This is a genomic window from Anatilimnocola aquadivae, from assembly GCF_049819085.1.
In the GTDB taxonomy this organism is placed as follows: Bacteria; Planctomycetota; Planctomycetia; order Pirellulales; family Pirellulaceae; genus Anatilimnocola.
Genome location: NZ_CP187419.1, coordinates 5,980,509 through 5,993,238, shown reverse-complemented (window position 1 = coordinate 5,993,238; position 12,730 = coordinate 5,980,509). Strand labels below are relative to the sequence as shown.

The window sequence follows — 12,730 nt, the reverse complement described above, 5'->3', positions numbered from 1 at the left end:
TAACTTTATTTGTGCGAGCGAGCGGCTGCTCGGACAGAGCTTCATTGACGAATCATCAATGAAAACGTCGCTTCACCATGCCGCGAATTGCGGATGTGTATCCCTCTAATGAGTCAGCTCGGTCGCTCTGGCCAGCTGTTCCGCACTCATGACGAGTGCTGTGTGCTCGTGTTCACGCAACTTCTGGCTGACAACGTGGGCCTTGCGACAAATGGACCGTTCGAGCATATCTAAATGGAGTTACTCGTTTGTCTCTCCCAAATGAGCCTCGCCACTTGGCCCCTCGGGAGAGATTTCTTTGCTTACCGCACGTCTGGCTCGCGTTGTTTCCCTCGCGGTAGTCGCGTTAGTTGCCGCCGGTTGCACTGGCCCTGGTTTGCCGAAGCTTGGCCTCGTGAGCGGCACCGTCACGCTGGATGGTGCGCCCTATCCCAACGCGCATGTGACATTCACGCCGGCCCAAGGTCGTCCCTCAGAAGGGATGACCGACAGCAACGGCAAGTACGAACTGACGTTTATGCCCGAAGTGAAGGGTGCCCAGCTGGGCGAACACACAGTCAGCATCACCACGCATTATCAAGCCCCCGAGAACCCCGGCTCAGAACCGCAGTTCAAAGAACCACTTCCGCCCAAATACAACGTCCAATCGACGTTAAAGCAGACGGTCGCGAGCGGCCCCAACGAATTCAACTTCGCGCTGACTAGCAAGTAGTCGGCGCGACGTTTCGCCGCCCTAGTAACGGAGGCGCGGCTGCAACCAATCATCCTCTCCCCATGTTCGAGTCCTGTATGACGGGGCACGAACTCGGTCACGTCCACGTCTGCGGCATATCACCGCAGACGCAGTTTTTGTTCGGTTTTCATACTGGCTGAGGAGAGTTGCTATGAGTGTGTCGCGTTCCCTGAAGCGGGGTTTTACCCTGGTGGAATTGCTGGTGGTCATTGCGATTATCGGCGTCCTGGTGGCCCTGTTGCTTCCCGCAGTGCAAGCCGCGCGCGAAGCGGCTCGTCGTGCACAATGCTCCAACAACTTCAAGCAAATGGGGTTGGCGGCGCACATGTATCACGACACCTTTCAAATTCTGCCTTACAACGGCGTGCCGCAGGCCGGCAGCGGTTCGACGATGCAGCGCGGAGTTTCGTGGTTCTTTCGCCTTTTACCGTTCATGGAACAGCAGCCGGCCTTCAGCCAGGCTTCGTTCACGGGCGACTGGACTCTGCAAGACGGTCCTTCACCAAACACCACGCTGATGCAAAATCTGCGCGTCCCTGGTTTCTGGTGCCCGTCGTCGCCCCTGCCCAAGACCAAAGTGTTGAAGGGGACCGAGATTCAAACTCCGCACTATGTGGGAATCGAAGGCTCTTATTTCCAGGGTGGAACGGCCACTACGGTCGCTACCGGTGACTTCTTCGATACCTACGGACGCACCAACTACAACGGTGTGATCCAGACCAGCGAATTCGTGGTTGGTCTGCATAGCATCACCGATGGCACCAGCAACGTCATGATGGCCAGCGAGCAGAGCGATTTCCAACGCGACGCCAATGGTGTCAAAGTGGATCGTCGTTCGTGCAATCACTGGGGCGGCGCTTGGAGCTGTGGCGCTGGAGCGCGCAACTGGACTCAGAATGTGACGACCATTCGCTATCCGATTAAGGGTGGCTACGGTGCAGCCGGCAATACGCAGTCTTACGAAGTTAACATTCCGTTGTTCGCGGCCCATCCCGGCGGTGTGATGTCGGTCCTGGCCGATGGCTCGGTGCGCATGATTTCGCAAACCATCGATTTTGCGACGCTCACCGGCTTGGCTGATCGTCAGGATGGCAACCCTCTCGCCGATTTCTAAGCTGCTCTCGCAACACTCCTCAGCGATTGCACATGCAGGGCGAAGCCGCCAGCCACGGCTTCGTCCTTTCTTCGCCGCCTGGCCAGTGAGCCGTAGACGCGGTGCGCGCCGCCGACCGTTTGTCGGCGATTTCTTGTAACGCGCCACTCAATCGCCTACGGTATACTTCTTACTGCCGCTTCTGAATAAGAGCGACGGTGTGCGGCCTCTCTTATCGTTTCATCTGATGGTATCACCATGCGCATTTGGCCTGCTCCTATGAACGGGCGACTGGTCGTGGCAGCCTTTGCCACCTGGGTCCTGATCGTGGGCGCGAACAAGACGTTGGCGCAGGAGGAAATCGCCGACACCAAACGCGAGATCGTTCCCGATGAACGGCCGATCGTCGAACTGCCCATCACCGCTTCCGATCGAGATCACTGGGCGTTCAAGCCGCTGATCAAACCCGCCGTACCGACCATCGACGATGTTGCTCAAGGAGCCAACACGGCCATCGATCTGTTCATCCTTGCTCAACTGGCAAAGAAGCAACTCGCACTTTCGCCCCCTGCAGATCGTTCGACCCTCTTGCGGCGCGTGACCTTTGATTTAACCGGTCTGCCGCCGACACTTGAAGAGCGGAGTTCGTTTTTGCACGATCCCGCGCCCGATGCTTACGAGCGGGTTGTTGATCGTTTGCTCGCTTCGCCCGCGCACGGCGAGCATGCCGGGCAAGCGTGGCTCGATCTGGCACGCTTTGCCGAAACCGATGGCTTTGAGCACGACAAGGTGCGGCCTGCGGCGTGGAAGTATCGCGACTGGGTCGTTCGTAACCTGAACGGCGATCTTCCTTATGATCGCTTCTTGCAACTGCAGTTAGCTGGCGACGAACTGTTGCCCGGCGATGAGCAGGCGAAGATTGCCACCGGTTTTTGTCTCGCCGGACCGGATATGCCGGACGTGAACGACCAGCAAGAGCGGCGGCACAACTTGCTCAACGAGATGACCGGCATGGTGTCGTCGGTCATCATTGGTTTGCAACTTGGCTGTGCGCAGTGTCACGACCACAAATACGATCCGCTCAGCCAGGCTGATTTTTTTCGTCTGCGGGCCTGCTTCGAACCGGCTGTGCAGCTGAAGAAAGATCAATCGGTCGATTGGCTGCGCGAGAATGCCAAGATTGAACCTGCGCGGCTGTGGATACGGGGCGATCATCGGCGGCCCGGCGCGGAACTTCAGCCCGACGTGCCACGCATTGCCAAACGCGGCGACGAATCGTTTGTCGCCCTGCTGTCCTCAGTTGCCAGCGATGCGCCGCCGAAGACCAAGTCGTCGTTTCGCCGCGCGGCTGCTGCCCAGTGGTTCACGCAGCCCGAGCATCCGCTCACAGCGCGTGTCATGGCCAATCGCGTTTGGCAGCAGCACTTTGGCCGCGGTCTCTCGTCGACGCCCAGCGATTTCGGCTTGCTGGGAGAATCGCCAACTCATCCGGAACTGCTCGATTATCTGGCGACGGAGTTTACCGGTCAGGCGTGGAGCACGAAGCAGCTGCGCCGAAACATGGTGGAGTCCGCCGTCTATCGTCAGGCCAGCCGCTTCGACGGAGACGAGACCGGCAAAGAAGCTTGGCAGAACAAGTTGGCCAAGGATCCCACGAATGAATGGCTCAGCCGATATCCGCGCCGCCGCCTGGACGGAGAAGCGATTCGCGACTCGATGTTAGCTGCAGCGGGCAAGCTCGATCGAACTGCTGGCGGACCGGGCGTGATGCCGCCGTTGCCGCCGGAGCTCACCAGTACGTTGCTCAAGAATCAATGGCAGACCAGCAAACGTGAAGCCGATCATTACCGCCGCAGCGTCTATTTGTTCTCGCGACGCAATCTGCGTTATCCGCTGTTCGAAGCCTTTGATCGTCCCGACGCCAACGCGAGCTGCCCTTCTCGCATTCGTTCGACGACCGCCCCGCAAGCGCTGCTGATGCTCAACTCGTCGCTGGTCCTCTCGACCGCGCAGCACATTGCCGGGCAAGTCGATCCACGTACTCCCGAGCAACTGGTGCTGCGAACCTTGGGCCGCGATGCCACCGTGGCCGAAGCAAAGACGCTGCAGCAGTTCTTGTCGGAGCAGGCAGCGGCGATCAAGAGCGAAGGACGTGACACCTCGACGCTGGCCCTGCCTACAGGTTGGACTGACGAGCAGAACGCACTGCAGGGCGCGGCACTCGTGCAAGCCGCCTTGGCGTTGCTCAATAGCAGTGAGATGATCTATCTCGATTGATCCTCGCGGAACGAACGCCCTGGAAGTACGTGAACCATGCATGTTGTCGCCGTCGGTCGCCCCGAAGTCCCACCGCTCGAGATGCCCGCGCGGTTTCGCATGGAGATCGTCTATTTCATGACGGTCCCCGGCGAGCATGGAGCACCGGCGAAACTCGCGGAGGGTGAATATTGGATCGATCCCGCCGAGGCCAAGACCTGGCTCGACGATCTTGTCATTTGCATCGTCTCGCCCCTCGATGCCGCCTCGAAAGCCGAAATTCCGCTGACCGACGATCACGAAGCCTGGCTGCAGTGGGTGGTCGATCACAATGTGCAGCATATGAAGCTGGTGTAGCAAGTTGGTTACATCGGCCCGCTGTGACCCACTCAGGCAAGCCGACATAATCTGATTGCCTTGCGCCCGAGCGAGGAGTAAACTTCGCGCGATCTGCATTTCTTTCCACGCCCCAGTCTCTCCCCCTCCCGAGGTCTTGCCATGAGCGAACTTCCTCGCCGCGAATTTCTGCATGGTGCTGCCCTTGCCACAGCCAGCGCGATCACACTCGCCCCTGCTCTCGCCACAGCGGCTGGTGATCCCAACAAGCCGTTGATCGTGGGCCTGATTGGCTGTGGCGGCATGGGGACGAACCATCTGCGGAATCTGGTACAGCGGAAAGACGTCAAGCTCGCCTACGTTTGCGACGTTGATGCCAACCGCCTGACGAGCGCTGCCAACCTGGTCGAAACATCGGGTCAGGCCAAGCCTGTGGCGACGAAAGATCTGCGCGACGTGTTGCAGGATAAGACCGTCGACGCCGTGTGGATTGCCACTCCCGATCACTGGCATTCGGCCGCGGCTATTCTGGCGTGTGACGCCAAAAAGCATGTCTATGTCGAGAAGCCCGTATCGCACAACGTGCGTGAAGGTCGCCTGCTGATCGACGCCGCGCGGCGGAACAAGGTGGTCGTGCAAGTCGGTACGCAATCGCGCAGCACAGCTCACGTAAGGAAGGCCATTGAGTTGCTTCGCTCGGGCATCATCGGCGACGTGCTCGTCGCCAAGGCCTGGAACAGTCAGCTGCGAAGAGATATCGGTCATCAATCGGCCAGTCAGCCGCCAGCGGAACTCGATTTCGATTTGTGGCAAGGTCCGGCGCCGGTGCGTGAGTACCAGGCGAACCTGCTGCCGGGCATCTGGCGGTTCTGGTACGACTACGGCGTGGGTGATATCGGCAACGACGGCGTCCACGATATCGACATTGCCCGCTGGGGCCTGGGAGTGAATACGCATCCGAACACTGTCGCTGCACTGGGGAGTAAGTTCTTTTTCGATGACGACCAGCAGTTCCCCGACAATCAGTACTGCGTTTTCGAATGGAGCGGCGATGGCAAGGTCGGCAACAAGCGGCAGCTTATCTACGAACAACGCGATTGGTCGCCCTACGTGCAAGAAGGCTACGAAAACGGCAATGCCTTTTATGGCACCAAGGGCCTGCTGTTGCTCGGTAAAGGTGAGGGATTCAAGGTCTTCGGCCCGCGTAACAAATTGCTGGAAGAAGGTACTGGGCGGTTCGATCTGGTTGCCCACCATCAGAACTTTATCGACTGTGTGCGGAGTGGTAATCGGCCGCATGCTGACGTCGAAGAAGGGCATCTTTCGGCATCACTGGCGCACTTAGCGAATATCGCCTGTCGCCAAAACCGAGTGTTGACCTTCGACCCAACCAAAGAAGAGTTCACCGGCGAGGCTCCCGATCAGTCGCTGCTGACACGGAAGTATCGCGCGGGGCATTGGTCGGTGCCGAAGGGAGTTTAGGCGTTTCGCCGGCGGCGTCACTGGCGGTGATCAATTCGTCCGGTTCATGTTTGGCCGGACGAATGAGCCAGGCCGTGATTAGCAAGATCGCGGAGCCAATCATCACGGCCTGAATGAGCGCGCCCGCGCGATCGATGGGAATGCGGGCAATCAGGCCAACTGTCATGCCGAGGCCGCCGCCAATTCCCATGCCCCAGAGCACGCCCTGTAGGCGATAGAACTGAAACAGGCCGATCATGCTCCCGACAAATGCTCCTGCCAGCAGGCCGGCGAGCATCGCGGGCAGATATTCGGGCGGATCGAGCAGGTCCACATCGCGTACCAGCGGTGCCACGGCCGCCGCCATCACGGCGCACGCCGTAAGAATCAGAAACAGCAGCGACAGCGGAAATGCCCGGCCACTTTTTGTTGATTCAGTCATGATGTAGCACTCGATCGATCTGTCATCGTTTCTCGGCAACACCTAAACGTCCAACAATCGCCAGGGTTGTTGGACAGGCTCTCATTTCTGAAGTTAGTCGGAAGTTGCTGTGGCGTTGTCACTTGCGACTCGCGGGCAGCTTTTCCAACTCACTCTTCTTGTCCAAAAACCGGGCTGATTGTTGGACAGGCCGCTCATTGACAACCGCAGCCCCAGCTCGCGAGCGCGACCTCACGCAACCGCACAGGCCGCCCGCGCATGTGCCTTTAAAATGTGAAAGAACTTGCCGACATTATCGGGTTGTGGTCGTCGATTGTCAAGTATGTATTTATTGTGTTGTGAAAATATATTGACGGAAGTGAGCTTGGTGGGAGTAGCCGTCGCAAATGACAGGGCGGGGCCGGCGCGCTACGGCTGTTGGGCCAACTTGCCATCATTGCGATTGATCAGCGCCTTGAAAATATCGTGCGACATGCTGCTGCTGACAAAGCGAACCGCACCATCGCCAAAGGCAATGTTGATACCGTTTTTGTGATCGCTGCCGAACGGTCCGACATACTTCGGATCATCCAACGAACTCCGCACAGATGCTACCGGATCAGGCTGAATCGGAATTCCACTTTCTTCCGGTGGCACGGGCAAAGTGGGGTCGGGGGGAAGACCACTCCCGTCGGGCGAAGCCGGCGGATCAACGGTGAACGGGCTGTTGGTGAAATGTTTGGGCTCCGAGCCTTCGACCACAGTTCCCGGCAAACCGAAGCCTTCCCCGCTACCCGGCCGGGGCAAGCCATTGGCATAGTTCTGGCTATTGAACATGAGGCCGCCGTTTCGCAGCGTGGCACGCGTCCCCGACAGCCAGCCCAAATCAAAAGCGTCGGGCAACTTCTCGCCGAGAAACAGGGTCGTGGAAACTCCGTCGGAGAGATCCTCTGACCGCAACTTGCTATTGAGGAAGAACACGCCGTTGTTCTTTTCGTCGATGGGAACTTCAACGTCGTGGTGCGCGGCGGCGTAGTTGCTGTATTGATCGGGTGAGACTACGGACGAAGGACATCGCATAAGTTTCGGCGGATCGGCCAACACGGCGGAGTTCTTCGGATTGTAAATGCTCACCGACCAATCGAGATTCTTGAAGACAATCTGCTGTTCGATGTAGGGCAGGATGTGGGCGATCCAATTGTGGTGATCGTCGTTGGGCAGGTTCTGCACAGGCGACTTTTTTCCCAAGGTGCCCGGCGGATAGAGCAGGTGCGCTTGCTCGTACTGCTGCACGCCGATAATCAGTTGCGTCAGGTGATGGGCACACTGCGCCCGTCGGGCCGTTTCGCGCGTGGCTTGAATGGCCGGGAGCAGCAGAGCCACCAGGACTCCGATAATCGCAATCACCACGAGTAGTTCGACCAGCGTGAACGCTGGGCGTCGCCGTGTATTTATGCGCTGACGCATTGAGATGTCCATTCGTAGTATTGTTATTCTTCGTTCGTTGGAATTGAGAGGACTCGTTCGGTCTGGACTTGCGCCCGCTGCACGGGATGATCGGGAAACAGGGCCGTGACAATCAGGCGATAGGCTTCGTCGTCCTGCTTGGTGACTGCGATGACCACTCGCCCTGTCTCGGCTTGCGAGGCCGAACCGCTGACCGTCGGCGTCCACGTTTCGTCGCGGAATCCATTGTCTTGCGCCAGTTGCAGGCGCGCGCGCTCGATGGCCGCTTGAGCCAGCAATTCGGCTTGCATCTGCCAGGTTTGCTGGCGAGTGAGCCGCTGGCTCGTCGCTACGTGACGTAAAGACACGCCCATGATGATGACCACGACCGCCAGCAAGACAATCGCGGTCATCATGGCGGCGCCGCGACGACGGCGGTGGTGGTGGTAGCTTTGCGACTTCATGGTCGGGGCTCCTGGCTGGGAGCGATTCCGCCACCTAGCAGTGCTTGAGCCAAATAGCCCGTTTGCCGCGAGCCCGCGCCGCTAGCTGGCGATTCTGCCTGAATCTGCAATTCGATCAGTTGCCGCGAACCAGCGGGCACGAGCTTGAAACTGATCTTCGAGCCAGGGCGTACAAAAAACGCTTCGCGTTGCAACTGCTGGTCTCCGCGCGAATGGACGCGCACCAGCCAATTCTCTTCACGCTCGTAGCGCCACGTTTCGTCCGCGTCATTCTTCAGCACACATTTCTCTGGCTCGATCGCGACCGACGCTGTGGCGGCGTGCACATCGCTCCGCAGCATGGCATCGAGGCGGACAAACTCACGCCGCTGTCGTTCACGCAGTGTGAACTGGCGTTGCGCTTTCAACAGCGACGCAAACATGACGGTCGCCATGGAAACGAGCAAACTCAACACGAAGATGGCGAGGGCCACTTCGAACAAACTGATGCCGCGGCGGTTTGTGCGCCGCAGGGGCAGAAAGGACCTGTTCATGGTGCGGCCTCCGCTGACTGGTGCTTCCAGCCTGTGAGCGCCACTCCCGGCACCGTTACTCCGGCGGCATCTCGCCAGGTGATGGCCACGCGAATCTGCTTGGCGGCGACCTCTCCTGCCGGTGGTTCTACCGCCGAAACCTGCACGCTCAACTGGGCCGAGGGAAGTTGCTTCAGCACTTCCGCAGGCGTTGTTTCGTCCTTCGCAGTTGTCACGGCCAGTTCGCCAAAGTCTTTGGCCAATAGTTGCTCCAAGCGATTTGCTGCCGCCCGCAGGGCAACCTGTCGCCCTGCGGCGACGCGTTCCTGCTTGCCTACCAGGGCCAATAACTGCGCGAACAGCACCATGCATACGATCAGCACGACGGCGGTCGCCGAGAGTTCGATCATGGTGAAGGCACGTCGCGATTGCGGCCGGCGTTTCACTCGAAATTTGGCTTGGCAGTTACTCACTTACGTCAGCCCTTGAATCAAAGCGATGAGTGGCAACATGAGTGCGATGCAGACAAAGGCGACAAAGGCCCCAAAGGATAAGAGCAACGTCGGATAGACGAACTGATAAATGACCATCATCCGGTAAGTGAGCCGGCGCATCAAACTTTCGCCCATTTCGTCCATGGCCCAAGGTAGATTGCCCGCTCGCACCGCTGCTTCCAGCACGGCCGCTTCGCTCTTTCCCAGCAGCCATTGGTTGCGCAGCGCCTGCTTCCAGTCGCGACCTTCGCTCACCTCGAGCGCCGCGCGCGTTAATCGCCGCCGCACATTGGGGCGTGGATAAACATTGGCCAGAATCATCAACGCTTCTGGCAGGGGATGATGTTGTTTCAACAGCAACGAGAGACTCCGCAGCACCAGGCTGGAATCGTAGCGCCAAAAAAGGAAGCGAAACGAGTAGAGGAAGTCCATGAAGCGCATCACATCGGGTTTCGGAGCGGAAGCGGCCTGCGTACGTAGACTCTTCTGCGGGGCCACCGGAAATGCATAGAAGCCCGAGTAAAACAGTACGCCAATCATCGTGCCCGCGGCACCCAACAGCATAAAGGGCACCATGAGCATCCAACCGCCGCGAACCGACCAACGGGCGACGTCGATCAGCGATTCGGTCATCACTGGCAGTTGGATGCCGAACTCTTCGAACATCTTTTGAAAGACTGGCACAATCTTGAGCATCAGGAAGGTCAAGATGGTTTGCAGGACAAGGAACAGGGCGCAGATATAGATCAGGCGGTTAATGACGGTTCGAAAGGCAGAATCGGAATCGCTGCCCCACTGCAGTTGCGAACGTAAGGTCAGTCCGCGCAGTGCCGAGAGATCGCTCAGGTTGACCGCTAAGCGCATGGGCGTGTTCAATCGCAAGCGTGCTTGCCGTGTGGCTTCGGCGAGTGTGGCTCCGGCTTCCAATCGTTCGGCCAGGTACAGGGCACGCACGCCAGTATCGCCGGCATGTTCTTGCGCATAGGCGCGGGCCGTTTCGGCGAGCGGAATGCCTCGTTCGGTAGCAAAAGCCAGTGCATTGAGAAGGGCATGATGTTCGCTGCGACGGAAGCGATCGATGAGCATCAGAATGGAGACGATCAGGATCGGTCCGTAGACGACACTCAGTACGGCGAAACTGCCAATACCAGCCCCAAAGATGCCGAGATAAATGAGAATCCAAGCGGCCAGCGAAAGTGCCAGCCGGGCCTGATTCGACGAAGTGACCATCTGGCGTCGATAGAACAGGCGCAGCGCCATTAGCAGCGCCACGCCGGGCACCAGCAAGATCGACAGAGCCAGTGGTCCAAGTTGTTCCATAAGTTCAATGCAGCGTCAGCGCAGCAATCAAGTTAGTCCGCGGATGAGGGTCAGCAGCGGGATCATGAAGCCGGCGACGATCATCATGACCATGGCGGCAATGATCAAAAACACGACGGTCGGGGCCAGGTGCAGCACCATGTTGGCTTGGGCCTGCAGTCTGCTTTCGAGCATGTCGGCAGCAGCACGAAGTGAATCGGGCAGGGTACCGATTCGTTCCCCCTGACGAATCAGCGGAAAGATCGAAGCGGGCAATTCGGGGGCAATCTGCATCGCCTGCGCGAGGGCCGCGCCCTGTTCGACTCTGCTGGCTAACTTCTGTGCATGTCGAGCCAAGGCAGCGTCCGAAATTCCTGCGGCAGTCAGTTGCAACGCTTGGGGCAGCGGAATGTGCTGGTCGAGAAGCAGTGCCAAAGCACGCAGGAACTCGCTGCTGCCGCTCCAATGCCAAAGCGGACCAATCACGGGCAAGTACGAGACAAAGCTGGACCAGCCACTGCGCCCGCCGATCAAGCGAATCAAGACGAGCATCAGCAGGCTCGCACCCAACAGCACGAAGGATGTGGGAACTCCGAAATCCATCAGCCAAAAGATGGCACGAGTACTTTCTGGCAGCGTGAGTCCGAGTTCTTCGAGCATCTTGCGCAGATCGGTCATCAACCACAGCGACAAGAACAGAAACAAGACATAGGTCGCCGCCAGTGAGATTAGCGGATAGTAGAGCGCGCCCATCACGTTCTGCCAATGAGCGCGGGCTTGTTCCCGAATGAAGAGCCACTGGCTAATCGCCATCGCTGGCTGGCCCGTCACCAGGGACGCCTTCAGCAAACCGGCTAAGGTCGCGGGCAGAGGCGACTCCTTGGTCAGAACCTGTTCGAGTGGTTCGCCCCGCTGGATGCGCTCGGCCACCGATCGCAGGACGCGCTGCAAACGGTGGTTACTCGTCCCTTCGGCCGCAGCCGAAAGTGCTTCTCCCAATTGCACGCCGCTGCGCGTCGCCTGCGTCAGCTGGCGGGCGACTTCGACGTTAGAAGCGGAGGAGAAGTGGGACAAGGTTTTTGCCGATTCGAGAAAACACCAGGAAGGAAAACTAGACGGTATCGCTCATTTGTTTCATGAGCAGCAGCCAGGGACCAAGCGTGACGAGTGCGTGGAACAAGGTTAAGGCTCCGCCGATAAACAGAGTCAGCAGGGCGGGGGCCCAAGTCGACAGCCAGGTACTGCGGCGGCGAACCTCGTCGTAATAGCTGGTGGCCATCTGTTGCAAGTTGGTGATCAAGTCCCGCTGGCCGTAGCCATCGAGCAGCATGCACGCCAGCAACGGCGGAAAGGGGGCCGGGGGCCGCTTCAATTCTCCCCGATGCAGTTGGTCGGCAAATTGTTTGGTGGCTTGAGCGAGTGGGCGAGAATGAAACGTCGCGCTGATCAATTCCAGTGATTCACCCAGCGGCAAACCATGGCTGAGCAAAATCGCCAGTTGATCGCACAACGAGGCATACTCACCCGCCAACCGCATCCGACCAATGCCGCCAACAATCCCCAGGGTGAAGAGATCGACGATCGACCATTCGCCGCGACCTTGACCGGCCCTTACCCACGCGATTGCCGCCGTAGCCAAGATCACCAGGGGAAACAAAGGCTGCCACAGCCAGGCCGATTGTTGTAGTCCGCGCACAATGAACTCGGCCGGGCCGATGTTCATTTCCCAGTCGGCACAAATATCCAGATAGACGGGGGCTAGTTTCGCCAGCCAAAACAAAAACAGCACATAGGTCATGGCGACCACCAGCAGGGGCGTGATGGCGGCGAGCACCATCTGTCGCCGTAGTTCGCCGGTTCGTCGGGCTAGTTGCGAGATGCCTTGCAGAACACCCGGCAGGTTCCCCGCACGAATGCCCGCCTGCAGCAGGGCCTGATAGCCGGGCGGAAAGCGTCCCTGCGTGCGACCTACCAGTTGATCGAGCGTCATGCCCGCAGCCAGTTCGTTTCCCATTTCATTCGCGACCTGGCCTAGTCTGCCCGGCAGATCTTGCCCCAGCAGAATTAAGCCGCGATCGAGAGGCACTCCCGCACGGGCCAGGGCGACGATCTCGTCGCATAGCGCCACGAGTTGATCCAGCGACAGCGGCCTAGCGCCAATCGGGTTCGCAGTAGGGCTCGATGTCGACATAAGCTGCAGGTGCTCAATGCGGGA

Annotated in this window: 13 protein-coding genes; 5 read left to right on the top strand and 8 right to left on the bottom strand. The window is 58.9% G+C overall.

Going from position 1 to position 12,730, the window contains the following annotated elements; genetic code table 11:
* Nucleotides 1-298: 298 nt before the first annotated feature.
* The 5 genes from NA78x_RS23560 (at nucleotide 299) to NA78x_RS23540 (ending at nucleotide 5,900) form a co-directional block, all read left to right on the top strand.
* On the top strand, nucleotides 299-712 hold the full coding sequence (locus tag NA78x_RS23560; protein WP_425614836.1) for a carboxypeptidase-like regulatory domain-containing protein: 414 nt from the start codon (nucleotides 299-301) through the stop codon (nucleotides 710-712).
* Nucleotides 713-884: 172 nt separating this feature from the next.
* Nucleotides 885-1,847 carry a DUF1559 domain-containing protein gene (locus tag NA78x_RS23555; RefSeq protein ID WP_425614835.1) on the top strand — a complete coding sequence of 321 codons (963 nt, stop codon included), beginning with the start codon at nucleotides 885-887 and terminating at the stop codon, nucleotides 1,845-1,847.
* Nucleotides 1,848-2,084: 237 nt separating this feature from the next.
* Nucleotides 2,085-4,103: a DUF1549 and DUF1553 domain-containing protein gene (locus NA78x_RS23550; protein ID WP_425614834.1), complete on the top strand. Its 2,019-nt coding sequence runs from the start codon at nucleotides 2,085-2,087 to the stop codon at nucleotides 4,101-4,103.
* Nucleotides 4,104-4,139: 36 nt separating this feature from the next.
* Nucleotides 4,140-4,439 carry a hypothetical protein gene (locus NA78x_RS23545; RefSeq protein WP_425614833.1) on the top strand — a complete coding sequence of 100 codons (300 nt, stop codon included), beginning with the start codon at nucleotides 4,140-4,142 and terminating at the stop codon, nucleotides 4,437-4,439.
* Nucleotides 4,440-4,580: 141 nt separating this feature from the next.
* Nucleotides 4,581-5,900: a Gfo/Idh/MocA family protein gene (locus tag NA78x_RS23540; protein WP_425614832.1), complete on the top strand. Its 1,320-nt coding sequence runs from the start codon at nucleotides 4,581-4,583 to the stop codon at nucleotides 5,898-5,900.
* Here the strand turns inward: NA78x_RS23540 and NA78x_RS23535 are convergent.
* The 8 genes from NA78x_RS23535 to NA78x_RS23500 form a co-directional block, all read right to left on the bottom strand.
* Nucleotides 5,821-6,321: a hypothetical protein gene (locus NA78x_RS23535; protein ID WP_425614831.1), complete on the bottom strand. Its 501-nt coding sequence runs from the start codon at nucleotides 6,319-6,321 to the stop codon at nucleotides 5,821-5,823. The two genes, NA78x_RS23540 and NA78x_RS23535, sit on opposite strands and share 80 nt — an antisense overlap.
* A 408-nt stretch (nucleotides 6,322-6,729) precedes the next feature.
* Complete coding sequence (locus NA78x_RS23530) at nucleotides 6,730-7,767, bottom strand: DUF1559 domain-containing protein (protein ID WP_425614830.1); 1,038 nt, start codon at nucleotides 7,765-7,767, stop codon at nucleotides 6,730-6,732.
* A gap of 23 nt (nucleotides 7,768-7,790) precedes the next feature.
* Complete coding sequence (locus tag NA78x_RS23525) at nucleotides 7,791-8,210, bottom strand: hypothetical protein (RefSeq protein WP_425614829.1); 420 nt, start codon at nucleotides 8,208-8,210, stop codon at nucleotides 7,791-7,793.
* Complete coding sequence (locus tag NA78x_RS23520; protein WP_425614828.1) at nucleotides 8,207-8,743, bottom strand: pilus assembly FimT family protein; 537 nt, start codon at nucleotides 8,741-8,743, stop codon at nucleotides 8,207-8,209. Before NA78x_RS23520 ends, NA78x_RS23525 begins: the two co-directional genes overlap by 4 nt.
* On the bottom strand, nucleotides 8,740-9,132 hold the full coding sequence (locus NA78x_RS23515; protein ID WP_425614827.1) for a hypothetical protein: 393 nt from the start codon (nucleotides 9,130-9,132) through the stop codon (nucleotides 8,740-8,742). Before NA78x_RS23515 ends, NA78x_RS23520 begins: the two co-directional genes overlap by 4 nt.
* A gap of 63 nt (nucleotides 9,133-9,195) precedes the next feature.
* The gene (locus NA78x_RS23510; RefSeq protein WP_425614826.1) at nucleotides 9,196-10,536 is read right to left on the bottom strand and encodes a type II secretion system F family protein; all 1,341 of its coding nucleotides are present in this window, start codon (nucleotides 10,534-10,536) and stop codon (nucleotides 9,196-9,198) included.
* Between the two features lie 27 nt (nucleotides 10,537-10,563).
* Nucleotides 10,564-11,589: a type II secretion system F family protein gene (locus NA78x_RS23505; RefSeq protein WP_425614825.1), complete on the bottom strand. Its 1,026-nt coding sequence runs from the start codon at nucleotides 11,587-11,589 to the stop codon at nucleotides 10,564-10,566.
* Nucleotides 11,590-11,626: 37 nt separating this feature from the next.
* Nucleotides 11,627-12,706, bottom strand: a complete 1,080-nt coding sequence (locus NA78x_RS23500) for a type II secretion system F family protein (protein WP_425614824.1) — start codon at nucleotides 12,704-12,706, stop codon at nucleotides 11,627-11,629.
* Nucleotides 12,707-12,730 lie beyond the last annotated feature (24 nt).

Bases quoted from the DNA above. Each gene is read 5' to 3' on its own strand.
- NA78x_RS23510 (WP_425614826.1), bottom strand. From the start codon at position 10,536: ATGGAACAACTTGGACCACTGGCTCTGTCGATCTTGCTGGTGCCCGGC.
- NA78x_RS23525 (WP_425614829.1), bottom strand. From the start codon at position 8,210: ATGAAGTCGCAAAGCTACCACCACCACCGCCGTCGTCGCGGCGCCGCC.
- NA78x_RS23540 (WP_425614832.1), top strand. From the start codon at position 4,581: ATGAGCGAACTTCCTCGCCGCGAATTTCTGCATGGTGCTGCCCTTGCC.
- NA78x_RS23500 (WP_425614824.1), bottom strand. From the start codon at position 12,706: ATGTCGACATCGAGCCCTACTGCGAACCCGATTGGCGCTAGGCCGCTG.
- NA78x_RS23520 (WP_425614828.1), bottom strand. From the start codon at position 8,743: ATGAACAGGTCCTTTCTGCCCCTGCGGCGCACAAACCGCCGCGGCATC.
- NA78x_RS23535 (WP_425614831.1), bottom strand. From the start codon at position 6,321: ATGACTGAATCAACAAAAAGTGGCCGGGCATTTCCGCTGTCGCTGCTG.
- NA78x_RS23545 (WP_425614833.1), top strand. From the start codon at position 4,140: ATGCATGTTGTCGCCGTCGGTCGCCCCGAAGTCCCACCGCTCGAGATG.
- NA78x_RS23555 (WP_425614835.1), top strand. From the start codon at position 885: ATGAGTGTGTCGCGTTCCCTGAAGCGGGGTTTTACCCTGGTGGAATTG.
- NA78x_RS23515 (WP_425614827.1), bottom strand. From the start codon at position 9,132: ATGATCGAACTCTCGGCGACCGCCGTCGTGCTGATCGTATGCATGGTG.
- NA78x_RS23550 (WP_425614834.1), top strand. From the start codon at position 2,085: ATGCGCATTTGGCCTGCTCCTATGAACGGGCGACTGGTCGTGGCAGCC.
- NA78x_RS23530 (WP_425614830.1), bottom strand. From the start codon at position 7,767: ATGCGTCAGCGCATAAATACACGGCGACGCCCAGCGTTCACGCTGGTC.